We start from the raw sequence: 21,617 nt of genomic DNA on the forward strand, positions 1-21,617 counted from the left end.
CCGGCCCCGCCGCGGCGGGGCCGGGCCCTCGCCCCTCACGGCAGGCGCAGCCGCTTGAGGGTGGCGATGTCGGCGGCGTGCCGCTCCTTCGGGCCCGGGGTCTCGATGGTCAGCGGCACGCCCTCGGTGGCGGGGTGGGCGAACAGGTCGGCGAACGCGGCGCCGCCGATGTGGCCGGCGCCGATGTTCTCGTGGCGGTCCTTCCGCGCCCCCGCCACGTCCTTGGAGTCGTTGGCGTGGATCAGCTTCAGCCGGCCCTCCCCGACCGCGGCCACCAGCGCGTCCAGCGTCTCCTTCACCCCGCCCGGCGCCGCCAGGTCGTGCCCGGCCGCGAACGCGTGGCAGGTGTCCAGACACACCCCGACCCTCGGGTGCCGGTCCAGGACGTCGAGGTACGGGCCCAGCTCCTCCACCCGGGAGCACAGCGAGGCGCCCTGCCCCGCGGTGGGCTCCAGCAGCAGCCACGGCGCGCCGTCCTCCTCCAGCACCTCCCGCACCAGCGGCAGCAGATGCCGCCCCACCTGCTCCAGCGCCGCCTGCCTCGGCACGCCCCCGGTGGCCGAGCCGGTGTGCACGACCACCCCGGCCGCCCCGATGTCCCGGGCCCGCAGCAGCGAGTGGCGCAGCGACTCCACCGAGCGGGTGACCGTCTCCGGGGTGTGGGAGCCGAAGTTGATCAGGTAGGGGGCGTGGACGTACGCGGGGACGCCCCGCTCGCGGAACAGCGCGTCCTGGCGGGGGTCGCCGGGCGGGGTCGCCCAGCCGCGCGGGTTGGCGACGAAGACCTGGACGGCCTCGGCGGCGACGGCGTCGGCGTAGGACAGGCCGGTGGCGGCCAGGCCGCCGGCCACGGGGACATGGCCGCCGACGGGGTTGCGGAGGTGCTCGGTGCTCACCGCTCCGAGGATGCCAGATCGGCGCCGCGACCCCGCACCGGCGGCCTCACCGCACGGTCAGGTCGATCGTGGTGCCCTTGGGCTTCTGGGAGCCCCCGCCCGGCGACTGCCGCCACACCTTGTTGTCGCCGAACACCGGCAGCGCGTCGAACACGTCCACCTCGAAGCCCGCCTCCTCGAGGATCTCGCGGGCCTCGCCCTCCTTCTTGCCCTTCACGTCCGGCACCTCGAACAACTGCGGCCCCTTGGACAGCGTCACGGTCACCTGCGCGCCCTTGGCCAGCCGGCGCCCCTCGCCGGGCGACTGGAGGACCACCGAGCCCTCGTCCACCTCGTCGGAGAACACCTTCCGCGAGGACGTCCGCATCTCCAGCCCCGCCGCCGACAGCTCGTCCTGCGCCTCGTCCAGCGTGAGCCCGACCAGGTCCGGCACGTCCACCGGGCGGCCCTTGCTGATCACCAGCGACACCGGGGCGTCCGGCTTGACCCGGCTGCCCGCCGCCGGGTCGGTGCGGATCACCCGGCCCTCGTCCACCTCCTCGCTGAACGCCAGCTTGGCGGTGCCGACCGTCAGCCGGGCCTCCTCGATCAGCCGCTCCGCGTCCTTGCGCTTCTCGCCCTTCACCGCGGGCACCGCGAGGCGCTCCGGCCCCTTGGACACGGCCACCGTGACCGTGCCGCCCTCGCGGATCCGCTCGCCCTGCGCCGGGTCCGTGGAGACGACCTTGTCCACGGGGATGCTCTCGCTGAACACCTCCGTGATCCGCGCCTTCAGCCCGTCCTGCTCCAGTTGGTGCTCGGCGGTCGCCTTGGACTTGCCCAGCAGGCTCGGGGTGGTGGTGTAGCGGCCCAGGCCGACGAACCACACCAGCGCGGCGACGCCCGCCACCACGGCCACCACCGCCGTGATCGTCAGCGCCGCGCGCCCCGGCCGCAGCCACGGCCGCCGCAGCCACGACACGGGCGGCGGCCCCGCGGGAGGGTCGGCGGGCGGGGTCCCGGGGCCGGCCGGCTCCGGCGGGAGCTGGAGCCTGGAGGTGCGGTTCAGCGCGTCCCCGGCCGGGCGGCGCAGCCGGGTGGTGCGGGCCGCTTCCTCCCCGGCGCCCACGACGGCGGTGGCCACGGCGGTGGCGGGCGGCTCGACGTCCAGCTCCTCGTCGGTGAGGGCCCGGCGGGTCGCGCGCAGGAGCAGCAGCATCTCGGCCGCGTCCTTCGGGCGCCGCCCCGGCTCGCGGGCGGTGGACCGGGCCACCAGGCCGTCCAGCTCGGCGGCGAGCCCCGGCACCTTCGCCGACGGCGCGGGCACGTCCTCGTTGACGTGCTTGTACATCACCTGCATGGCGTGCTCGCCGTCGTGCGGCCGGGAGCCGGTGAGCATCTCGTACAGCAGCACCCCGCACGCGTACACGTCCGTGCGGGCGTCCACGGTGCGCTGCTGGATCTGCTCGGGGGACAGGTAGGGCACGGAGCCGATCACGGTCTCCGCGGAGGTGGACGTGATCGTGCCCACCGCCCGCACCAGGCCGAAGTCGGCGACCTTCACCCGCCCGTCGTCGCCGATCAGGACGTTCTCCGGCTTCACGTCACGGTGCACCAGACCGGAGCGGTGCGCGGCGCCGAGGGCGGCGAGCACCGGCTCGAGGATGTCCAGCGCGGCCCGCGGGTGCAGGGCGCCGCGGCCGCGCAGCACGTCGCGCAGCGTGCACCCGGAGACGTACTCCATCGCCAGGAACACCCATTCGCCGTCCGTGCCCTGGTCGTGGACGCCGACGACGTTCGGGTGGGACAGGCGGGCGACGGCCTTCGCCTCGCGGATGAACCGCTCCACGAAGCCAGGCTCCGCGGCCAACTGCGGGTGCATCACCTTCAGCGCCAGCACCCGGTCCAGGCGTGTGTCGACGGCCCGGTAGACCGTGGCCATGCCTCCGCCGGCGATCCGCCCCTCGACCCGGTAGCGCCCGTCGAGCGTCCGCCCGACGAGCGGGTCTCCCCCGCCGCCGAAGGAGGGAGACGGGTCCTGCGCCGTCATATCCACGTCACGGAGTCTACGAGCCGGGGGGTTCCCGGCACGCCGCGCCGCAGGGGCTCGCGGGGCAGGTCGGTGATCTGTGCCGGAACCGTGACGTCGCCGTTGCGGTCACACCGTGTCGGGGCGCGGCGAAGTCAGTGCTCCGCGCGCGCCGGTGTCCGGGGGGAGAGCCCGGCCGGGCCCGCCCTCAGAACGCCGGCCGCTCCGGGTCCAGGTGGGCCAGGCCCGCCACCGGGGAGGACGCCTCCGCGTGGTGGCGGCGGGGAATCCGGCCCGCGCGCCGCGCCAGCCGGCCCGCGTCCACGGCGTGCCGCATCGCCTCCGCCATCAGCACCGGCTCCTGGGCGCGGGTGACCGCGGACGCCAGCATCACCGCGTCGCAGCCCAGCTCCATCGCGAACGCCACGTCGGACGCGGTGCCCGCCCCGGCGTCCAGGATCACCGGGACGCCGGCGCGCTCCACGATCAACTGGAAGTTGTGCGGGTTGCGGATGCCGAGCCCCGAGCCGATCGGGGAGCCCAGCGGCATCACCGCGGCGCAGCCCACGTCCTCCAGTTTCCGCGCCAGCACCGGGTCGTCGTTGGTGTACGGCAGCACGGTGAACCCGTCGTCCACCAGCGTCTCCGCCGCGTCCAGCAGCTCCACCGGGTCCGGCAGCAGGGTGCGCTCGTCCGCGACGACCTCCAGCTTCACCCAGTCGGTGCCCAGCGCCTCCCGGGCCAGCCGCGCCGTCAGCACGGCCTCGCCCGCGGTGAAGCACCCGGCGGTGTTGGGCAGCACCTGGATGCCGTTGCGCCGCAGCACCCCGAGCACCGAGCCCTTGACGGTGGGGTCCACCCGGCGCATGGCGACGGTGGTCAGCTCGGTGCCGGAGGCCAGCAGCGCGCGCTCCAGCACGTCCAGGCTGGGCGCGCCGCCCGTGCCCATGATCAGCCGGGAGGCGAAGGTGGTGCCTGCGATGGTCAGCGGGTCGTCCGCCATGGTGGTGCTCAGCCTCCCTGGACCGCGGTGAGGACCTCGACGCGGTCGCCGTCCCGCAGGGTCGTCGCCGCCCACCGGCCCCGGGGCACCACGGCCTCGTTGACGGCGGCGGCGACGCCGGACGGCGCCGTGGTCAGTGCGGCGACGAGCCGGTCGAGGGTGGTGCCCCCGGGGACGTCGCGGGGCTCTCCGTTGACGGAGACGGACACGGTGACGGTCGAGGTCATGGGGCAACCTTCCGCTCGTCGGAATGCGCGTCGGACTGCTCGGGGGCCCGCCCCGCGGCGTGCCCCGCCCGGGCGGGCGCGCGCTCCGCCCGGCGGGGGACGGCGGCGGGGAAGCGCCCGGGGGAGAAGGGGCGGGCCAGCTCGGGCACCTCGCCGGTGGTGAGGATCCGGGCCATCACGTCTCCGGTGACCGGGGTCAGCAGGATGCCGTTGCGGTGGTGCCCGGTGGCCAGCAGCAGCCCCGGCAGCGCGGTCGGCCCGAGCAGCGGGGCGTTGTCGGGGGAGCCCGGCCGCAGGCCCGCGCAGGTCTCGGCCAGCGGCAGCTCCGTGATGCCGGGCACCAGCTCGTGCGCGTCGCGCAGCAGCTCGTACACGCCGCCCGCGGTGACCGTGGTGTCGTCCCCCAGCTCCTCGGAGGTCGCCCCGATCACCAGCTCCCCGTCGGCCCGCGGCACCAGGTAGACGTGCCCGCCGCGCACCACCGCCCGCACCGAGCGGGACAGGAACGGGGCGAACGGCGCCGGGATCCGCAGCCGCAGCACCTGCCCCTTCACCGGGCGCACCGGCGGCACCACCTCCGCGGGCAGCCCCGCCAGGCGGTCGCTGCGGCTGCCCGCCGCCACGACGGTGCGGTCCGCGGCCAGCACGGAGCCGTCCGCGAGCACCACCCCCGTGGCCCGGTCCCCGCTCACCCGCACCCCGGCCGCCGCGGCGCGGACCAGCTCCACCCCGGCCCGCTCGCAGGCCAGCACCAGGGCGTGCGCCATCCTGCGGGGGTCCACCTGGTGGTCGCCGTCCACCCGCAGCCCGCCGCGCACCCCCGGGGCCAGCATCGGCTCCAGGCGGCGGCACTCGCGGCCGGTCAGCCACTGCGCGGACAGGCCGAGGGAGGTCTGGAACGCGTGCAGCTCCCGCAGCTCCGCCCGGTCGTCGGCGTCCAGCGCCACCGCCAGCGTGCCGCACGCCCGGTACGCGCAGTCGTAGCCGGACGCCTCCTCCAGCTCGGCGACGAACGAGGGGAAGCGCTCCGCCGACGCCAGGTTCAGCCGCAGCAGCGTCTGCTCCCCGTACTGGAGTTCGGTGACCGGGGCCAGCATGCCCGCCGCGACCCGCGCCGCGCCGCCGCCCGGCTCCGGGTCCACCACCGCCACCCGCAGGCCGCCCTGTGCCGCCCGCCACGCGGTGACCAGGCCGACGACCCCGCCGCCGACCACCACCACGTCCGGGTGCGGCGCCCCACCGGAGGATCGCATGACGAACGTGCCCTCCCTTCGCCGGCATGACCCGGATCAGGTTCGTACGGTCAGGGGCCGCCCAGCCCCACTCTCAGCCCGGTCGAGTCCGGGCTCCCGCGTGTGCTCTACCCTGCCCAGCCTAGCCCCTGCCGCCGACCGCACCCCCGGAGCCCTCCGTGACCCGCTCACTCGACGGACTCGTCCTCGCCCCCGTGGCCGACCCCGAGGGCGGTGAGGTCGGCACGCTCACCCGCTTCCGCTACCGGGAGGCGGACGGGCGGATCTGGGCCTCGTACGAGGGTGGCTCGATCGAGCGGGGGTATCTGGTGGGCACCAGGCAGGGCGACCGCCTCGACTTCCGCTACGTGCAACTGCGCACCGACGGGGGCACCTCGTCGGGGCACTGCGTGAGCACCGTGGTGGAGCTCCCGGACGGCAGGCTGCGGCTGGAGGAGACCTGGGAGTGGGAGTCCCAGGAGGGCAGCGGCACCAGCGTCGTGGAGCAGGTGGACGCGGCGGCCGACTGCCGGTGATCGTCCCGAGGGCGGCGCACCCGCGGCCCCCGGTTGCTGGGAAGTGTCTGTCGATGGCTTGGACGAGGAGTGCGGATGCGGCGGGTCGTGGTGGTCGGAGCCGGGATGGCCGGGGTGCAGACGGCGGTGTGCCTGCGCGAACAGGGATTCACCGGGCGGCTGACCCTGGCCGGTGACGAGACCCACCCGCCGTACGACCGGCCGCCGCTGTCCAAGGGGCTGCTGCTCGGCACCGCCGAGAGCTCCGCGTTCGACGTGGACTTCGCCGCCCTGGACGTGGAGCTGCTGCTCGGCCGCCGCGCCGTGGAGCTGCGGCCCGCCGAGCACACCCTGCTCACCGACGCGGGCCCCGTCGAGTACGACCGCCTGGTGGTGGCCACCGGAGCGGAGCCGCTGCTGCTGCCCGGCAGCGGGGCCGCGCCCGGCGTCCATGTGCTGCGCACCCTCGACGACGCGGTCGCGCTGCGGCCCGTGCTGGAGCGGGGCGACCGGGCCGTGGTGGTGGGCGCCGGGTGGATCGGGGCCGAGTTCGCCACGGCGGCGCGGCAGGCCGGGTGCCCGGTCACCGTCGTGGAGGCGGCGCCGACCCCGCTCGCCGGGGCGCTGCCCGGTGAGGTCGGGGAGCGGATGCGGCCCTGGTACGCCGAGGCCGGGGCGGAGCTGATCACCGGGGTGGCGGTGCGGTCCGTCGAGGTCGGCTCGGTGCTGCTCGCCGACGGGCGGCGGCTGCCCGCCGACGCCGTCGTGGTCGGCATCGGGGCGCGGCCCGCCACCGCCTGGCTGGAGGGCTCGGGGGTGGCGCTCGGGCCCGACGGGTCCGTCCTCGCCGACGACCGGCTGCGCACCACCGCGCCCGACGTGTTCGCCGTCGGCGACTGCGCCTCCTTCCCCTCGGCCAGGTACGGCACCCGGCTGCTGGTCCACCACTGGGACAACGCGGTGCAGGGGCCCAAGGCGGTGGCGGCGAACGTGCTCGGCGCCGAGACGGCGTACGACCCGGTGCCGTACTTCTGGTCGGAGCAGTTCGGCCGCTTCGTCCAGTACGCCGGGCACCACTCGGCGGCGGACGAGCTGGTGTGGCGCGGCGACCCGGGCGAGGCGGCGTGGTCGGTGTGCTGGCTGCGGGACGGGGTGCTGGCCGCCCTGCTGGCGGTGGGCCGCCCCCGCGACCTGGCGCAGGGCCGCAAGCTGATCGAGAAGGGCGCCGCGATGGCCCGGCCCCTCCTCGCCGACGCCTCCGTCCCCCTGAAGTCCGCGGTGGCCTGAGACCCCGCCTCCCCGGCGGCGGCACGGCAACGGGGCGGGGCCCCCGCCCCGCCCCCGCGGCGGCGCGCCGCGTCTTCCCGTCGTGCCCCTTCCGCGCCCCGCGCGGTCCCCGCGCCTCCGTCTCGCCCGGACGGGCGGGGGTCGTGAGTACCCGGATGTCCCACCGGGATGGCACGCTTGTTTCGTGACCGAGATCGACGCGAAGCTTGACGCACTCGTGGGCTCCTGGCTGACCCTCCCCGACATCGCGGAGCGGCTGGACGTGGAGGTGACGAGGGTGCGGCAAATGGTCAAGGAAGGCCTGCTCATCGCCGTGCGCCGGGGCGAGAACCGCGCGCTGCACGTCCCCGCCGAGTTCATCGGCGAAGGCAGGATCGTCAAGGGCCTCACCGGAACGCTGACCCTCCTCAAGGACGACGGGTTCAGCGACGAGGAGGCCCTGGAGTGGCTGTTCACCGAGGACCCCACCCTCCCGGGAACGCCCGTGCGGGCCCTGCGGGAGAACCGGGGCACCGAGGTGAAGCGCCGCGCCCAGGCGCTCGCCCTGTGAGCGACGGGAGGGCCGGCACCCGGCGCGAACGGCTCGCCGGCGCCCTGCTCTACCTGTGCACCGACGCCCGCACCCGGCAGGGCGACCTGCCAGAGTTCCTCGACGCCGTCCTGGCCGCCGGGGTGGACATCGTCCAGCTCCGCGACAAGGGCATGGAGGCCCGCGAGGAGCTGGCGCACCTGGAGGTGTTCGCCGAGGCCGCCCGCCGCCACGGCAGGCTGCTCGCGGTCAACGACCGGGCGGACGTCGCCCACGCCGCGGGCCCCGACGTGCTCCACCTCGGCCAGGGCGACCTGCCGGTGCCCGCCGCACGGGCCGTCGTCGGGGAGGGGATGCTGATCGGCCGGTCCACCCACGCCCGGGCGGAGGTGGACGCGGCCGTGGCCGAACCCGGCGTGGACTACTTCTGCGTCGGCCCGGTGTGGCCGACCCCGACCAAGCCCGGCCGCCCCGCCCCTGGCCCGGACCTGCTGCGGTACACCGCGGGCCTGGCCCCGGCCAGGCCCTGGTTCGCCATCGGCGGCATCGACCTGGGCAACCTGGAGCAGGTGCTGGACGCCGGGGCGCGGCGGGTCGTCGTCGTCCGCGCGATCACCGAGGCGGACGACCCGGGCGCCGCGGCGGCGGAGTTCGCCAAGCGGCTGCGGGAGCGGGCGTAGCCCGGGGGCCGGGTCCCGGCGGGCGCCGTGCCCGCCGGGATCCGGCCATCCCCGGCCCCGGCGCGGCTGACGCGGCGGTGGAGCCGCGCTCCAGTCGTGCTCTCGGAGGGTGAGACCGCGCCTTCGCGGAGTTCTCGCTGGTCCGCTCCGCTGGTTAGCCTTCCGCCATGGCCTTGGGCAGACCTTCCACCCGCACCGATCGCGCGGCTCTCATCCGCGACCTGATCGCCTCCGGGCACCGCTCCTACTCCTTCGAGTTCTTCCCGCCGAAGACCGACAAGGGCGAGCGGAGCCTGTGGGACGCGATCCGCCGCATCGAGGCGGTGTCTCCCACCTTCGTCTCCGTGACGTACGGCGCGGGCGGCTCCTCCCGCGAGCGCACCGTCCGCGTGACCGAGCGGATCGCCTCGGAGACCACCCTCACCCCCGTCGCGCACCTGACCGCCGTGGACCACTCGATCGCGGAGCTGCGCAACATCATCGGCCAGTACGCCGACGCCGGGATCCGCAACATGCTGGCGCTGCGCGGCGACCCGCCCGGCGATCCGCAGGGCCGGTGGGTGCCGCACCCGAAGGGCCTGACCTACGCGGTCGACCTGGTGCGGCTGATCAAGGAGTCCGGGGACTTCTGCGTCGGCGTCGCCGCGTTCCCCGAGAAGCACCCGCGCTCCGACGACTGGGAGAGCGACGTCCGCCACTTCGTGGACAAGTGCCGGGCCGGCGCCGACTACGCGCTCACCCAGATGTTCTTCTACGTCGAGGACTACCTGCGGCTGCGGGACCGGGTGGCCGCCGCCGGTTGCGAAACCCCGATCATCCCGGAGATCATGCCGGTGACGAACGTCCGGCAGATCGAACGCTTCGCGCAGCTCAGCAATGCCGCCTTCCCGCCGGCGCTGGCCGAGCGGCTGCGCACGGTCGAGGACGACCCGGCCACGGTGCGCGCGATCGGGGTGGAGTACGCCACAAAGATGTCCGAGAGGCTCCTTGCGGAAGGCGCACCTGGCCTCCATTTCATTACCCTGAACCACTCGACGGCGACGCTGGAGATCTACCAGAACCTCGGGCTGCACCAACCGGTCTGACCGTCCGATGGAAGCCCCGGCGCCGTACCACTGTGCCACCGGCCGGTCACGGCCGCCGACGGCATCCATCGACGGCAAAAGGAAAGTGCGCCCATGGGGTACACGGTGCTCTACATCGCGTTCGGGGTCGTCGCGCTGTGGCTGCTGGGCGAAGTGCTGTTCCAGTACAAGGCCCAGCTCAGGTGGCGGGTGCTGGCGTTCGCCGGGTTCCTCGGCGTGGTCGGGGGCGTGGCCGCCAAGTCGGTCGTCCTGATCGCGGTCGGCGCGATGGCGTTCGCCGCCGGGCAGACCTTCGTGACCATGTCCTACCGCCGCGGCTTCTCCGCCGGGTGGGCGCTGGCCGGGCGGCCCTCCGTGCCGGGGCGCCGCCGCGGCGCGGGGCGATCGGCGCCCACCCTCGCGGTGTCGCCGGTCGAACCCGAGGGCGACCTCGCCGCGGCGGAGCCCGCCGCCCCCGTGTACCAGCCGCACACCATGGACGACGACACCGGCGGCTACGCGGCGTACGGCTCCTTCGCCGCCGCGCCGGAGGAGCCGCCCGCGCCCGGCGCCCACGACCCGTTCACCGTCGGACCCGAGCCCCAAGCCGCCCCGCCCGGCGGCGAGTGGGCCGGCTACGACACCGTGGCCCAGCAGAGCGCGGGCCACGGCTGGGCCGACTACCCGCCGCACACCCAGGACGTGCGGGACGTGCAGGGCTACGGCTGGCAGGACGGGTACGGCGGCCAGGGCTGGGACGAGCAGCACGGCTACGCCGCGGACCCCGCCCACGACGGCACCTGGGACACGGGCCAGGGCTGGCCCCAGCAGCCGCCCGCCCCGTCGTACCCCGGCGAGGGCGGCTACGACCCGTACGACCCGTACAGCACCCCGCCCGGCGGGGTGTGGGTGCCCCAGCAGCCCTCCGCCGAACCGTATCCGCAGCCGGACCCCGGCGACCCGGGCCAGGGGTGGCAGCCCGAGGCGAACGACCCTCCCGCCGGCTACGACCCGTACCGCCACTGAGCCCGCCCGGCCCGCCCCGTCCGCGCCGGGGCGGGCCTTGGCCGCGCCGGGGCGGGCCGCCGCGTCAGGGCGTCCCGATCAGCCCCGCGACGATCGCCCCCGACATGCCCGTGTGCGGCAGCCCGCCGCCCGGGTGCGCGGAGGCGCCCACCAGGTACAGACCCGCCACCGGCGAGCGGTTGTCCGCCCGCAGGAACGCCCCGCCCTGCCCGGCCAGCGCGGGCGCGGGCAGCCCGCCGCCGGGCGCGCCCGTGGCGGCCTCGGTGTCCGCCGGGGTGTGCGGGTGCCGCCACAGCAGCCGCTCCCGCAGCCCCGGGACGGCCTCCTCCGCCGCGTCCAGCACCCGCTCCGCGTAGACGTCCGCCACGCCGGGCGCCGTCCAGTCCACCGCGCCCTGCGGCGGCACCGTCACCCGCAGCGTCACCGCCTCGTGCCCCTCGGGGTGCGCGGACGCGTCGTCGGGCCGCAGCACCTCCACGGTCGGCCGGTCGCACGGCGCGGGCCGCTCCCCGAACAGGGCGGTCAACTGGGCGCTGCGGTCGGGGGAGTGCACCACCGTGCGGTGGACGGCGTCCGCGGGCCGCTCACCGCGCAGCGCGCAGAACACCGAGAACCGGCCCGGCGGCACCGGCCCGGAGGGCTCCGCCGCCGTCTCGTCCAGCAGCCGCGCCAGCACCGCCTCGTGGACGCCGCACACCACCGCGTCCGCCTCCAGGTGCGCGCCGCCGGCCAGCTCCACCCCGCACGCCCGGCCGTCCTTGCGGTGCACCGCCACCACCTCGGCGCCGAACCGGAACTCCACCCGGCGCTCCTCGCACCGCTTGAACAGCGCGTCGGCCAGCGCCCGCGTCCCGCCGGTCACGTACCAGGTGCCGAAGCTGTGCTCCATGTACGGCAGCACCACCGCGCCGGCCGGGGCGGTGCGCGGGTCAAGGCCGTGGCGCAGCGCGTACTCCTCCAGCAGCGCGGCCAGACCCGAGTGCCGCAGCTCCCGCCTGGCCACCTCGGCGAGGGTGGGCTGGCCGCGCCGCAGCCACGGCGGGCGGACGGGGTTGTACGGGTCGGCGGCCAGCGCCGCGCGGTCCCCGAGCGGCTCCTCCAGCAGCGGCCTGCGGGTGGCGTCCCACACGTCGCGGGCCCGGTTCAGCAGGTCCGACCAGCGCGCGCCCGCGCCGGCGCCGAAGGCGGTGTCCAGCTCCTTGAGCACGGCCGCCCGGGAGGCGTTGGCCAGTCGCAGCGACGTGCCGTCCGGGAACAGGTGACGGATCGCCGGGTCCACCTCGCGCAGCTCGACGCTGTCCTCCAGCGTCCGCTTGCCCGTCTTGATGAACAGGTCCCGGTACACCGCCGGGAGGTTCAGCAGGCCGGGCCCGGTGTCGAAGGAGAACCCGCCCCGTGTGTGGCGCCCCACCGCGCCGCCGTGCGTCCCCGCGCGCTCGCACACCGTGACCCGGTGCCCGACGGTGGCCAGCCGCGCCGCCGCGGCGAGCGCCCCCATACCCGAGCCGATTACCACAATCCGTGCCATGCAGACGGACTCTATCCGGCCCGGCGCGCCGGACCCGAACCGGGGCGAGCGGGAAGGGAACTGACACCGGCCCGGAGCCCCCGCCGGGCCGCGCCGCCGGGCCGCGCCCGGGCCCGGCGGGTCAGGACCGCAGCGGCGGGTACACCCGCGTCCGGCCCCGCGCGAACGCCCGCTCCGCCCGGCGCTCCCGCCGGCCGCGCAGGAACCGCGCGATCCGCCGCGCCACCAGGACCAGCACCACCAGGCCGCCCACCAGCAGCAGCCCCGCGATCGTCGCCGCCGCCACCGGGTGGAACAGCGCGAACACCACCAGCGCGGCGACGGTGACGTCCTCCAGCACGCTGAGCACGATGTTGCTGGCCGGCTCGGGCGAGGTGTTGACCGCCATCCGCGTGCCCGCCTTCACCAGGTGGCTCGCCAGCGCCGTCCCGCCGCCCAGCGCGCCCGCCGCCAACTGCGGCACAGAGCCGTCCTGCCCGGCGAGCAGCGCGGCCACCACGGCGCCCGTGGTCGGCCGCACCACGGTGTGCACGGCGTCCCACACCGAGTCCACGTACGGGATCTTGTCCGCGACGGCCTCGCACAGGAACAGCACGCCCGCGACGGCCAGCACGTCCGGGCGCTGGAGCGCGCCGGGCACGTCGTCGCTCACCCCGGTCGCGCCGAGCACTCCGAGCAGGAACACCACGGCGTAGGCGTTGATCCCGCTGGCCCAGCCGCTGGTGAACACCAGAGGTAGCACCGACACTCTCGTCCTCCGTCCCCCCGTATGCGCGACAAGCCGTATGCGCGACAAGCGATGCTAACCGAGCCGCTCCGCGCGCCGGGCGCGGCGGACGGCGGGCTGGGGAGGGACGCGGACCCGTTGAGTACGCCTACCCAGGCGCGGAGTTGAGTACCTGTACGGATGGGGGCCCACCGGCGGGAACGACAGAGTTGTGGCCAACGGGGGCAGGCCGGCGGCGGGTCCGACGGGGGATCGGCAGGCAAGACGGATCCGCCGTCATCACGGCCGGTGCGGCGCCGGACCGCCGACACGGGGCGGCGGTACGGCGCCGTGACCGGTCCCGCACCGGAGGGGAAACTGCCCGCCCGTGCTCCCGGGCCCGGCCGGAGGCCGCCGGGCCCGGGGCGCACCACCGGCCCGCACGGGCCGCTCACGAACCGGGACGCCCGGCCGGTCGGAGGCCACCTGACACGGCACCAGCCGCTCATGTCGGGCCGGCTCCGGCCACCCCCTGGCCGGGCGTCCCATCTCCGGCCCCGCCCACCGGCGCCCGCACGCCGCGGGCGCGCGGGGGCCCGTGGCGTCCACGGGGCCCGCCCTTCGCCCGGCCCCCCTCCACGGCGCCCTCCCGGCCCTCCTCGGGCCCCTCCCGCCCGCGGCGCGCCTCCGGCCCAGGACCTTCCGCCCCCTCCCCGTGCGTCCCGCCGAGCGGCCCCGCCGCCCGCCGGGAGCCCCCGCGGGGACCCGCGCGACCGCCGCCCCTCGCGCCGTCCACCCGGCCCGGCTTGAGCCCCCCTCACCTCGTGGGCGCCCCTGCCGGGGCCCCTCCGGCCGCCTGCCCGCGCCCTGTCCGCCGAGCCCTGCCCGCCGGGCCGGCCGCCCCGCCGCGGCCCGGCGCCCGTGACCGCCGGTCCCTCCCCATTTCGCCTCCCTCCTCCTTGCGTTGAGACGTTTCCGCAGGTCAGAGCGGATTGTCAGTGGTGTGCCCCACTATGTCGGTGAACGGCCCCGGGCCAGCCCGGCCAGGGGACTTTCGAGCGCCGGCGCGTCCGTGCCACGGACGCCGGCGAGGAAGATGGAGGAGGCTGCTCATGACGCTGTCCGCCGCAGCCAACCGCGGTCCCGGCTCCGGCCCGGCCGCCGACGTCCACCCCGTGCTCCGCAGGAGCCCGGCCCCGCCCGCCGCCCTGGATCTCCTGGCGCAGGCGCACCGCGGGCTGGAGGAAGCCGTCACCCTGCCGACACCGAACGAGCGCTACGCCACCGCCCACCTCGCCGCGCTGCGCACCGCCGCAGCGGTGCTCGCCGTGCGCGGCCGTCCCGAGCCCACCGCCCGCGGCAGGCGCCGCATCCGCAGCGCGTGGGAGGTGCTGCCCGAGGTGGCGCCCGAGCTCGCCGAGTGGGCGGCGCTGTTCGCCTCCGGCGCCCCGCGCCGCCAGCGCGCCGAGGCGGGCATCGCCGGCGCCGCCGACGAGCGGGACGCGGAGGACCTGATCCACGCCGCCGGGATGTTCCTGCGCCTGGTCGAGCGGCTGCTCTCGCTCCAGCCGACGCTGCCCGCCCAGGGGGAGGAGGGCGAGCCGGCCCCGCCGGCGGAGAAGCGAATACCGCGGGCGGGGTGAGGCCCGTACGGGGAGCGCGCCCGGCCGCCCGCGGGCGGCCGGGCGGGAGCGCGAGGCCCTATGGTGGGGGTCGTCGAACCGACCGTGCCCCGGTCACCACCGCGACCGATGCGAGGAGCGCCCGCCGTGCCCGACCCGCTGCGTCCCCGTGCCTCCCTGCGTACCGCCGTGGTCTGGGACGTGCTGCGCGACGCCCTGACCCGGCAGTCGAAGACCACCGGCCGGGACGCCCTGGACGTGCTGGACACCGGCGGCGGCACCGGCAACTTCGCGGTGCCCGTCGCCCGCCTCGGCCACCGGGTCACCGTGGTCGACCCCAGCCCGGACGCGCTGTTCGCGCTGGAGCGGCGGGCCGCGGAGGCCGGGGTCGCCGGGCTGGTGCGCGGCGTGCAGGGCGACGCCCACGGCCTGCTCGACGTGGCGGAGCGCGGCGCCCACGACGTGGTCCTGTGCCACGGCGTCCTGGAGTACGTGGACGATCCGGCGGAGGCGGTCGGCAACGTCGTGGGCGCCCTGCGCGCCACCGGCACCCTCAGCCTGCTCGCCGCCAACCGCAACGGCGCGGTGCTGGCCCGGGCCATCGCGGGCCACTTCACCGAGGCCAGGCACGCCCTCACCGACACCGAGGGCCGCTGGGGCGAGGCCGACCCGATGCCGCGCCGCTTCACCGCGGAGAGCCTGACGGAGCTGGTCACCACCGCCGGCCTCGAAGTGGCGTCCGTGCACGGGGTGCGGGTCTTCGCCGACCTGGTGCCGGGCGTGCTGGTGGACGCCGAGCCGGGGGCCCTGGAGGCGCTGCTGCGGCTGGAGTCGGCGGCGGCCGAGCTGCCCGCGTTCCACTCGTTCGCCACCCAGCTTCACGTGCTGGCCGAGCGCCGCTGAAGCGCGGCTCCCGCCCGCCTCCCCGGCATCTCCTCGCGGGCCCCCCGATCAGCCGGTCGGGCCCGTATGATCTGGGTGAGGCAGTGCGGCATGAGGAGCCGACGGACGGGGAATGCACCACCCAACATCAGCGTTGGTGCGGCGCTCCGACACGGGGAGACATGCCAGGTTGGACAGGGGTGCCCGGGCGGCCGGTGGGAGATCGTCCCACAGGACGGCCGAGTGCGCCTGTGAGGAGCCATGCGCAGTGGGGCGGGTTTCATGACGGCGATTCCCTGCCTATCCTTGAAAGGGGTCGCACCGGTCGCCCCCGCGACCGACGAGTAGGAGGACTCCGTGCCGCTCTCGGAGCACGAGCAGCGACTGCTCGAGCAGATGGAGCGAGCGCTGTACGCCGAAGATCCCAAGTTCGCGACAGCGCTTGAGGGAAGCGGGCTGCGCACATACACCCGACGCCGTGTGTACCAGGCGGTCGCGGGCTTCTTGGTGGGCATCGCGCTCTTGATGGCCGGGATGGTGGGCCAGCAGTGGTGGGTCAGCGTCGTCGGGTTCCTTGTGATGCTGGGGTGCGCCTCGCTCGCGATCACCGGGTGGCGCCGTGCGCCCAAGCGCGGTGAGCAGGCGGCCCCCGGTGTCGGGGGCGGCCGCCGTACGGGCCGTCCACGCAGGCGCGGCCGGATGATGGACCGCATCGAGGACCGGTGGCAGCGCCGCAGGGACGAGCAGCAGGGCCCCTGAGCCTCCGCTCCTCCACCTCGTGACGATGGCCGGACCGCCCCACCAGGCGGTCCGGCCCTCTCGGATGCCACCCACCTCCGGCCGGCCCCGCGCCACCCGGCGCCCCCGGGCGATCCCGCGTTCCCGCGCCCGCACGCCTCTCCGCCGGGCCACTCGCGCTCCGGCGCCCCAGGGCGGTCTCCCGTGCCCGGCCGCCTCCTCACCGGGCTGCCCACCGCCCCGTGCCTCCTGACGCACTTCCGTGCCCGGCCCTGCTCTGCCGCCGGGCCGCCCGCCGCCGGGGCCCGTCGACCGGCGTCTCCCGGTGGGCTCCCGCTCCCGCGCCCACACGCTCCTCACCGGGCCGCCCGCCGCCCCGCCGGGCCCCTCGACCTCCCGCTGTCCCGCCGCACCCGCGTGTCCCCTCCGGTGTGGCCCTGCTGCCCGTACGCTCCCACGCCAAACGCTCCGGCCCCCGCCACGGGCAGTGGCGGGGGCCGGAGCGTCGGTACGCCCTCGGGCCGGCGGCTAGCCGGACCGGCCCGGCAGCGGCAGGCGGCGGACCGCCGCCGAGTACCTGGCCGTCAGCGCCGCCCAGCGGACCGTGAGCGCCCAGCTCACGCGCGCCGCCGAGCGGGGCAGCAGCACCGCCCGGACCCGGGCGCCCCGCTGCGCCGCCCCGCGCAGCGCGGCGAGCAGCGCGCGCACGTCCGCGGTCAGACCGGCCGCGGGGACCGGCACCGGGGCGTACAGCATCTGCTCGACGGCCCTGGCGACCCGGCGCGCGGTCTGTGCGGCCTCGCCCGTGAGGCGGCCCTCGGTGACCAGCCGCTCCGCCGCCCGGCGCGGCGTCTCGCTGGCGCGCGGCGGCACACCCAGGTCCCACGCCGTGTCCAGCAGCTCCTGCCAGGCGGCGAGGCCACCCGCGCCCAGCCGGACGCGGCGCGTGCGCAGCCGCCACAGCAGCGGCAGCAGCGGCAGCCCGGCGAGCAGCGCGACACCGGTCGCCGTCGCGGCCACCACCGGCCAGTCGTCCGAGCCGCCGCCGCCCGAGCCGCCCGCGGCCCGCGGGTCCTCGGTGCTGCACTCGCCCGCGCGCTGGGCGCGCGCGTCGCACACCGGCTGCGCGGACGGGCCGGTGGACGCCGAAGGGGTGGGCGTCGGCACCACCGGCGGCACGGCCGCGTTGTCCTCGCTGATCTGCCGCTCGGCGTACCCGGGGGTGTTGCCCCGGGCCGGGGTGGGCTCGAAGCGGACCCAGCCCGCGCCCTCGAAGTACAGCTCGGGCCAGGCGTGGGCGTCCTTCAGGCCCACCGAGTACGCCCCGCTGGGGTCGGGCGTGCCGGGCACGTAGCCCACCGCGACCCGCGCCGGGATGCCCAGGGTGCGGGACATGGCGGCCATGGTGAACGCGAAGTGGACGCAGAAGCCCCGCTTGTCCTGGAGGAACCGGGTGATCGCGCCGGTGCCCGTCCCGGACCTGACCCGCGTGTCGTAGGTGAAGCCGCCGCTGCCGGTGAACCACTCCTGGAGGGCCATGGCCCGCTCGTAGTCGTTCACCGCGGTGGCGGTGATCCGCTGGGCCTCGGCGGCCACCCCGTCCGGCAGGGATTCCGGCACCTGCGTGTAGCGGTCGGCGATGACCTGGCGCGGGGCGGGGGCACCGGCCAGTTGCTCGGCGGTCGGCTCCACCACCAGGCTGGACACCTGGTAGGTCAGGCCCGCGGCGCTCTGGCCGCGGTCGCCGACCAGGGCCCTGCTCACCGGGTCGTAGCTCCACGAGCCGTCCACGGCCACCTGCATCGCGGGGAACGGCATGGGCAGCGACTCCTGCCGGTACCAGCCCGCGGTGGACAGCGAGGTGTTGATCCGGGTGCGCTTCACGCCCTCGGACAGGCCCTCCGGCGGCGGTAGCTGGTCGGGCACGACCGTGCCGGCCCGCTCGGGCATGCGCCAGGCCGCGCCGTCGAACTCGTCCAGCGCGACGATCCGCAGGTACATCTCGCTGTTGCTCTGCGCGCTGGTCCGGTACTTCAGCACCTCGCGGTTCTCCGGCTGGTTGAGGCTGTCCTGCATGGACACCAGCGGGTTCACCGCGACCGGCGAGCCGCCGACGCCGCTTCCGCCGCCGGCGGCGTCCGGCCCGATCACGCCGTCACCGAGCGACGGCAGCGCGAGCGGCACCACCAGCGCCAGGCCCAGCGTCACGCCCGCGATCCTGCGGCCCGCCCGCACCGCCGGGGTGCGCGGCCCGCCGCCGAGGCCGCCGAGCAGACCGAGCTGCTCCTGCGCGTCCCGCTGCGGCCCGGCCGAGAACACCCTGCCCCACCGGGAGAGCCGGTCGCGGCCCTCCGCGAGCAGCAGCGCCAGATAGCCCGCCGCGGCCAGGGTGAACCACAGCCAGCGGCTGCCCTCGTCCTCCGGCGCCAGGCCCGCCGCCACCGAGTACAGGCCGAGCAGCGGCAGGCCCGCCGAAGCGGCGCTGCGGAAGGTGACCGCCAGGGCGTCCACCACCACCGCTATCAGCACCACCCCGCCGACCAGCAGCAACTGGATGCCGTCGGTGAGCGGGGCCGGGGTCTGGTACTCGCTGACGTCGTTGACACCGGTGTCCAGCAGGTCCCGCAGATGCGCCATGGCCTCGGGGCCGGGCAGCAGTCCCAGCGGCGCCTGCTCGCGGGCGAACGCCAGCACGAACAGCACCAGCACCGTCGCGAGCTGCACCAGTATCGTCACCGGCTGCGGCAGCGGCACCCGCCGCGCCACCGCCCCGACCAGCGCCTGCGCGACCACCAGCGCCACCGCCTGGGCCAGCCAGGAGGAGGAGCCCACCAGCGGCAGCAGGGCGCAGGCGGTGAGCACCGAGGCCAGCGCGGCGCACAGCGTCAACCGGATCTGCCCGCTCATCGCGTCACCCCTTCGACGGACGACACGGGGCCCGCGCCGCCCGCGCCGTGGGACGGAGCGTGGTACCGCTCACCCGAGGTGTCCGTCCGCCGCCACAGGTCGGGAAGCTCGTCGCCGGGCGCGACCTGCTGCACGTTCCACCCGGACTCGCGCAGGATCCGCTCCGGCTCGCCCATCGCGGCGTGCGGCGCCGCGGTGCCGCGCAGCACGTCGGGCACCTGCCACCGCGGCCCGTCCAGCCAGAACAGCACCGCGCCGCCGACCCGGGCCCGCATCCTGGCCAGCACCGTGGCCTGCTCGGCGTCCAGCGCCCCGGCGAAGGCCACCAGCAGGCCGTCCGCGCCGCCGCGCAGCACGTCGTGCGCCCGGGAGAACCCGGCGCCGTCGGAGAAGTCCACCACCGCGAGCGCGTCCAGCAGCAGCCCGGCGGTGTCGGCCTCGCGGGTGCCGCCCTCGCCGTTGTCGGTCACGGGAACCGCGTCCCCGGTGTCGGTGACCAGGCGCACCGCGAAGCCGCGCTCCAGCATGTGCACGGACACCGACGCCGCCCCGGCCACCGCCCACTCGAACGACGACTCGGGGCCGGCGCCCTGGTGGGCGAGCCGGCGCGTGTCCAGCAGCACCGTGCACCTGGCCCGCTGCGGCTGCTCCTCGCGGCGCACCATCAGCTCGCCGTAGCGGGCCGTGGAGCGCCAGTGCACCCGCCGCAGGTCGTCGCCGTGGCGGTAGCCGCGCGGGATCAGGTCGTCCTCGCCGGCCAGCGCCAGCGCGCGGGCGTGGCTGTCGCCGTAGCCGGGGGACTCCCCGGCCAGGCGCACCGGCGCCAGCCTCTCGGTGGCGGGCACCACCGTCAGCGTGTCGTAGGCGCTGAAGGAGCGGGTGAGCTCGCACATGCCGAACGGGTCGGACAGGCGCAACTGGAGCGGGCCGAGCGGGTACCGGCCGCGCAGGTCGGAGCGGACCCGGTAGGACACCTCGCGGAAGCCGCCCGGCTCCACCCGGTCCAGCACGAACCTGGGCCGGGGGCCGAGCACGTACGGCACCCGGTCCTGGAGCATCAGCAGCCCGGTCGGCAGCCGCGAGACGTTGTCCATCCGCAGGTGCACCCGAGCCTCGGACATGGCGGGCACCCGCGAGGGGGACAGCCGCCTGCTGCCCGCAACCTGGTACCTGGTCCGGTACAGCACCGCGGCGCACACCAGCGGCAGCGCGGCCAGCAGCAGCCCCACCCGCAGCAGGTCGGGCTGGCCGAGCAGGTAGGAGCACACGCCGGCGGCGGCGCCCGCGGCCAGGAAGGAGCGGCCCCGCGTGGTCAGGCCCGCGAGCGCCGTGCGCACCCCGCCCCGGCCCCCGGGCGCCCGGCCGCCCTCGTCGCCCGGCTCCGCGTCACCGGGCCCCGGCCAGGGCGGCGGCGCGGGCGACGCCAGGGACGCCATCACACCCTCCGGCCGGCGGCGCCCCGCACGTCGGGGCCGAACGGGGCGGGCACGGGCACCCGCCGCACGATGTCCGCCACCACCTGCTCGGCGGTCCTGCGGCCCAGTTGCGCCTGCGCGGTCGGCAGCAGCCGGTGCGCCAGCACGGGACCGGCCAGCGCCTGCACGTCGTCGGGCAGCGCGAACTCCCGGCCGTCCAGCGCCGCCGCCGCCCTGGCCGCCCGCACCAGGTGCAGGGTGGCCCGCGGGGAGGCGCCGAGCCGCAGCTCGGGGTGGTTGCGGGTGGCGGCGACCAGCTCCACGGCGTAGCGCCGCACCGGCTCGGCCAGGTGCACGGTGCGCACCGTCTCCACCAGCTTGGCGATCTCGTGCGCGTGGGCCACCGGCTGGAGGTCGTCCAGCGGCGAGACCCCGCCGTGCACGTCGAGCATCCGCATCTCGGCGTCCACGCTGGGGTAGCCCACGGAGATCCGGGCCATGAAGCGGTCCCGCTGCGCCTCGGGCAGCGGGTAGGTGCCCTCCATCTCCATGGGGTTCTGCGTGGCGATCACCATGAAGGGGCTCGGCAGCTCGTACGTGGTGCCGTCCACGGTGACCTGCCGCTCCTCCATGGACTCCAGCAGCGCCGACTGGGTCTTGGGGGAGGCGCGGTTGATCTCGTCGCCCACGACGATCTGCGCGAATATCGCGCCCGGCTTGAACTCGAAGTCCCGCCGCTGCTGGTCGAAGACGCTCACCCCGGTGATGTCCGAGGGCAGCAGGTCGGGAGTGAACTGGATGCGCCGCACCGAGCAGTCCACGGAACGCGCCAGCGCCTTGGCGAGCATGGTCTTGCCGACGCCCGGCACGTCCTCGATGAGCAAGTGCCCCTCGGCGAGGAGCACGGTGAGGGAGAGGCGCACGACCTCGGGCTTGCCCTCGATCACGCTCTCCACCGAACGGCGCACCCGCTCGACGGTGGTGGACAGATCGGTCAGGCTCGCTTGGTCGTCATAGGTCGTCACCCGGCCCTCCTAAGGCCCGTAAATTCATAGGGCCGTCAGCCGCGCTGCCGCAGACCGGGCCCACCCCGAGGAAGCGGACCGCTCCGCGCGGTCCGGCGGCAGGACCGGCCGGTCCGAGGGGTCTTTCCACCGTACGGACGACCGGTGCCGCTCGTTCATTCTTGCCTTACCTGTGGCCTGCCGTCACTCGCGCGTGGGAACGGCACCCCCTGGCCTCACGGAAGGTGACGGCGGACCGGCCGCTCGTCACCCCGGCCGTCACCCGGTCCCGGCCTCCCGCGCCGCCGGCGAAGGGCTCCGCGCGCGCGGAGCCCTTCGCCGGCGGCG

Annotated in this window: 19 protein-coding genes and 1 riboswitch; of the genes, 9 read left to right on the forward strand and 10 right to left on the reverse strand. The window is 76.3% G+C overall.

Translation table 11 applies throughout. From position 1 onward, the window contains the following. Positions 1 to 35 precede the first annotated feature (35 nt). From ACYVO2_RS14925 to thiO, 5 genes are all read right to left on the reverse strand, one after another. Positions 36 to 896 carry a deoxyribonuclease IV gene (locus ACYVO2_RS14925; protein WP_461008259.1) on the reverse strand — a complete coding sequence of 287 codons (861 nt, stop codon included), beginning with the start codon at positions 894 to 896 and terminating at the stop codon, positions 36 to 38. Between the two features lie 46 nt (positions 897 to 942). Further along, positions 943 to 2,925, reverse strand: a complete 1,983-nt coding sequence (gene pknB, locus ACYVO2_RS14930; RefSeq protein WP_461008284.1) for a Stk1 family PASTA domain-containing Ser/Thr kinase — start codon at positions 2,923 to 2,925, stop codon at positions 943 to 945. A 187-nt stretch (positions 2,926 to 3,112) separates the two neighbouring features. Further along, the gene (locus ACYVO2_RS14935) at positions 3,113 to 3,907 is read right to left on the reverse strand and encodes a thiazole synthase (RefSeq protein WP_461008260.1); all 795 of its coding nucleotides are present in this window, start codon (positions 3,905 to 3,907) and stop codon (positions 3,113 to 3,115) included. 8 nt (positions 3,908 to 3,915) lie between these two features. Then, positions 3,916 to 4,134 carry a sulfur carrier protein ThiS gene (gene thiS, locus ACYVO2_RS14940; protein ID WP_461008261.1) on the reverse strand — a complete coding sequence of 73 codons (219 nt, stop codon included), beginning with the start codon at positions 4,132 to 4,134 and terminating at the stop codon, positions 3,916 to 3,918. After that, a complete protein-coding gene (gene thiO / locus ACYVO2_RS14945) occupies positions 4,131 to 5,387 on the reverse strand; it encodes a glycine oxidase ThiO (RefSeq protein ID WP_461008262.1) in 1,257 nt (418 codons plus the stop codon). Before thiO ends, thiS begins: the two co-directional genes overlap by 4 nt. Continuing rightward, positions 5,384 to 5,497: riboswitch (TPP riboswitch) on the reverse strand. It overlaps the preceding gene by 4 nt. A gap of 48 nt (positions 5,498 to 5,545) precedes the next feature. On the opposite strand from thiO, the gene ACYVO2_RS14950 reads away from it, so the two are divergent. From ACYVO2_RS14950 to ACYVO2_RS14975, 6 genes are all read left to right on the forward strand, one after another. After that, positions 5,546 to 5,902 (forward strand): hypothetical protein, encoded by a 357-nt coding sequence (locus tag ACYVO2_RS14950; protein ID WP_461008263.1) that lies wholly within the window; start codon positions 5,546 to 5,548, stop codon positions 5,900 to 5,902. Between the two features lie 75 nt (positions 5,903 to 5,977). Continuing rightward, a complete protein-coding gene (locus ACYVO2_RS14955; protein WP_461008264.1) occupies positions 5,978 to 7,168 on the forward strand; it encodes an NAD(P)/FAD-dependent oxidoreductase in 1,191 nt (396 codons plus the stop codon). A 184-nt stretch (positions 7,169 to 7,352) separates the two neighbouring features. Further along, positions 7,353 to 7,718: an Rv2175c family DNA-binding protein gene (locus ACYVO2_RS14960; protein WP_461008265.1), complete on the forward strand. Its 366-nt coding sequence runs from the start codon at positions 7,353 to 7,355 to the stop codon at positions 7,716 to 7,718. Beyond that, complete coding sequence (gene thiE / locus ACYVO2_RS14965) at positions 7,715 to 8,377, forward strand: thiamine phosphate synthase (protein WP_461008266.1); 663 nt, start codon at positions 7,715 to 7,717, stop codon at positions 8,375 to 8,377. The genes ACYVO2_RS14960 and thiE overlap by 4 nt, the downstream gene beginning before the upstream one ends. Before the next feature lie 167 nt (positions 8,378 to 8,544). Continuing rightward, a complete protein-coding gene (metF, locus tag ACYVO2_RS14970) occupies positions 8,545 to 9,462 on the forward strand; it encodes a methylenetetrahydrofolate reductase [NAD(P)H] (RefSeq protein ID WP_461008267.1) in 918 nt (305 codons plus the stop codon). A 93-nt stretch (positions 9,463 to 9,555) separates the two neighbouring features. After that, the gene (locus ACYVO2_RS14975) at positions 9,556 to 10,467 is read left to right on the forward strand and encodes a hypothetical protein (protein ID WP_461008268.1); all 912 of its coding nucleotides are present in this window, start codon (positions 9,556 to 9,558) and stop codon (positions 10,465 to 10,467) included. A 64-nt stretch (positions 10,468 to 10,531) separates the two neighbouring features. On the opposite strand, the gene ACYVO2_RS14980 is transcribed toward ACYVO2_RS14975, so the two are convergent. Together ACYVO2_RS14980 and ACYVO2_RS14985 are read right to left on the reverse strand one after the other, a co-directional pair. Then, positions 10,532 to 11,995 (reverse strand): phytoene desaturase family protein, encoded by a 1,464-nt coding sequence (locus ACYVO2_RS14980; RefSeq protein WP_461008269.1) that lies wholly within the window; start codon positions 11,993 to 11,995, stop codon positions 10,532 to 10,534. A 121-nt stretch (positions 11,996 to 12,116) separates the two neighbouring features. Further along, positions 12,117 to 12,743 (reverse strand): DUF4126 domain-containing protein, encoded by a 627-nt coding sequence (locus ACYVO2_RS14985; RefSeq protein ID WP_461008270.1) that lies wholly within the window; start codon positions 12,741 to 12,743, stop codon positions 12,117 to 12,119. 1,070 nt (positions 12,744 to 13,813) lie between these two features. Here ACYVO2_RS14985 and ACYVO2_RS14990 point away from each other — a divergent pair. The 3 genes from ACYVO2_RS14990 to ACYVO2_RS15000 all read left to right on the forward strand — a co-directional run bounded on the left by ACYVO2_RS14990 (position 13,814) and on the right by ACYVO2_RS15000 (position 15,964). Next, complete coding sequence (locus ACYVO2_RS14990) at positions 13,814 to 14,344, forward strand: SAV_6107 family HEPN domain-containing protein (RefSeq protein ID WP_461008271.1); 531 nt, start codon at positions 13,814 to 13,816, stop codon at positions 14,342 to 14,344. A gap of 126 nt (positions 14,345 to 14,470) precedes the next feature. Continuing rightward, entirely contained in the window at positions 14,471 to 15,226 is a 756-nt protein-coding gene (locus tag ACYVO2_RS14995; protein WP_461008272.1) for a methyltransferase domain-containing protein, read from the forward strand. 336 nt (positions 15,227 to 15,562) lie between these two features. After that, positions 15,563 to 15,964 carry a DUF3040 domain-containing protein gene (locus ACYVO2_RS15000; protein WP_461008273.1) on the forward strand — a complete coding sequence of 134 codons (402 nt, stop codon included), beginning with the start codon at positions 15,563 to 15,565 and terminating at the stop codon, positions 15,962 to 15,964. A 507-nt stretch (positions 15,965 to 16,471) separates the two neighbouring features. On the opposite strand, the gene ACYVO2_RS15005 is transcribed toward ACYVO2_RS15000, so the two are convergent. The 3 genes from ACYVO2_RS15005 to ACYVO2_RS15015 are packed head-to-tail and all read right to left on the reverse strand — an operon-like array spanning position 16,472 to position 21,290. After that, complete coding sequence (locus ACYVO2_RS15005; RefSeq protein WP_461008274.1) at positions 16,472 to 18,850, reverse strand: transglutaminase TgpA family protein; 2,379 nt, start codon at positions 18,848 to 18,850, stop codon at positions 16,472 to 16,474. Further along, positions 18,847 to 20,286 (reverse strand): DUF58 domain-containing protein, encoded by a 1,440-nt coding sequence (locus ACYVO2_RS15010; protein ID WP_461008275.1) that lies wholly within the window; start codon positions 20,284 to 20,286, stop codon positions 18,847 to 18,849. The genes ACYVO2_RS15005 and ACYVO2_RS15010 overlap by 4 nt, the downstream gene beginning before the upstream one ends. Beyond that, positions 20,286 to 21,290: an AAA family ATPase gene (locus ACYVO2_RS15015; protein ID WP_461008276.1), complete on the reverse strand. Its 1,005-nt coding sequence runs from the start codon at positions 21,288 to 21,290 to the stop codon at positions 20,286 to 20,288. Before ACYVO2_RS15015 ends, ACYVO2_RS15010 begins: the two co-directional genes overlap by 1 nt. Between the last annotated feature and the right edge of the window lie 327 nt (positions 21,291 to 21,617).

Source organism: Streptomyces capparidis (genome assembly GCF_054782095.1).

What these genes read in the sequence shown, in the direction of transcription:
- ACYVO2_RS14935 (WP_461008260.1), bottom strand. Translation starts at nt 3,907, where the DNA reads ATGGCGGACGACCCGCTGACCATCGCAGGCACCACCTTCGCCTCCCGG.
- thiS (WP_461008261.1), bottom strand. Translation starts at nt 4,134, where the DNA reads ATGACCTCGACCGTCACCGTGTCCGTCTCCGTCAACGGAGAGCCCCGC.
- ACYVO2_RS15005 (WP_461008274.1), bottom strand. Translation starts at nt 18,850, where the DNA reads ATGAGCGGGCAGATCCGGTTGACGCTGTGCGCCGCGCTGGCCTCGGTG.
- ACYVO2_RS14955 (WP_461008264.1), top strand. Translation starts at nt 5,978, where the DNA reads ATGCGGCGGGTCGTGGTGGTCGGAGCCGGGATGGCCGGGGTGCAGACG.
- ACYVO2_RS14975 (WP_461008268.1), top strand. Translation starts at nt 9,556, where the DNA reads ATGGGGTACACGGTGCTCTACATCGCGTTCGGGGTCGTCGCGCTGTGG.
- thiO (WP_461008262.1), bottom strand. Translation starts at nt 5,387, where the DNA reads ATGCGATCCTCCGGTGGGGCGCCGCACCCGGACGTGGTGGTGGTCGGC.
- metF (WP_461008267.1), top strand. Translation starts at nt 8,545, where the DNA reads ATGGCCTTGGGCAGACCTTCCACCCGCACCGATCGCGCGGCTCTCATC.
- pknB (WP_461008284.1), bottom strand. Translation starts at nt 2,925, where the DNA reads ATGACGGCGCAGGACCCGTCTCCCTCCTTCGGCGGCGGGGGAGACCCG.
- ACYVO2_RS15010 (WP_461008275.1), bottom strand. Translation starts at nt 20,286, where the DNA reads ATGGCGTCCCTGGCGTCGCCCGCGCCGCCGCCCTGGCCGGGGCCCGGT.
- ACYVO2_RS14980 (WP_461008269.1), bottom strand. Translation starts at nt 11,995, where the DNA reads ATGGCACGGATTGTGGTAATCGGCTCGGGTATGGGGGCGCTCGCCGCG.
- ACYVO2_RS14990 (WP_461008271.1), top strand. Translation starts at nt 13,814, where the DNA reads ATGACGCTGTCCGCCGCAGCCAACCGCGGTCCCGGCTCCGGCCCGGCC.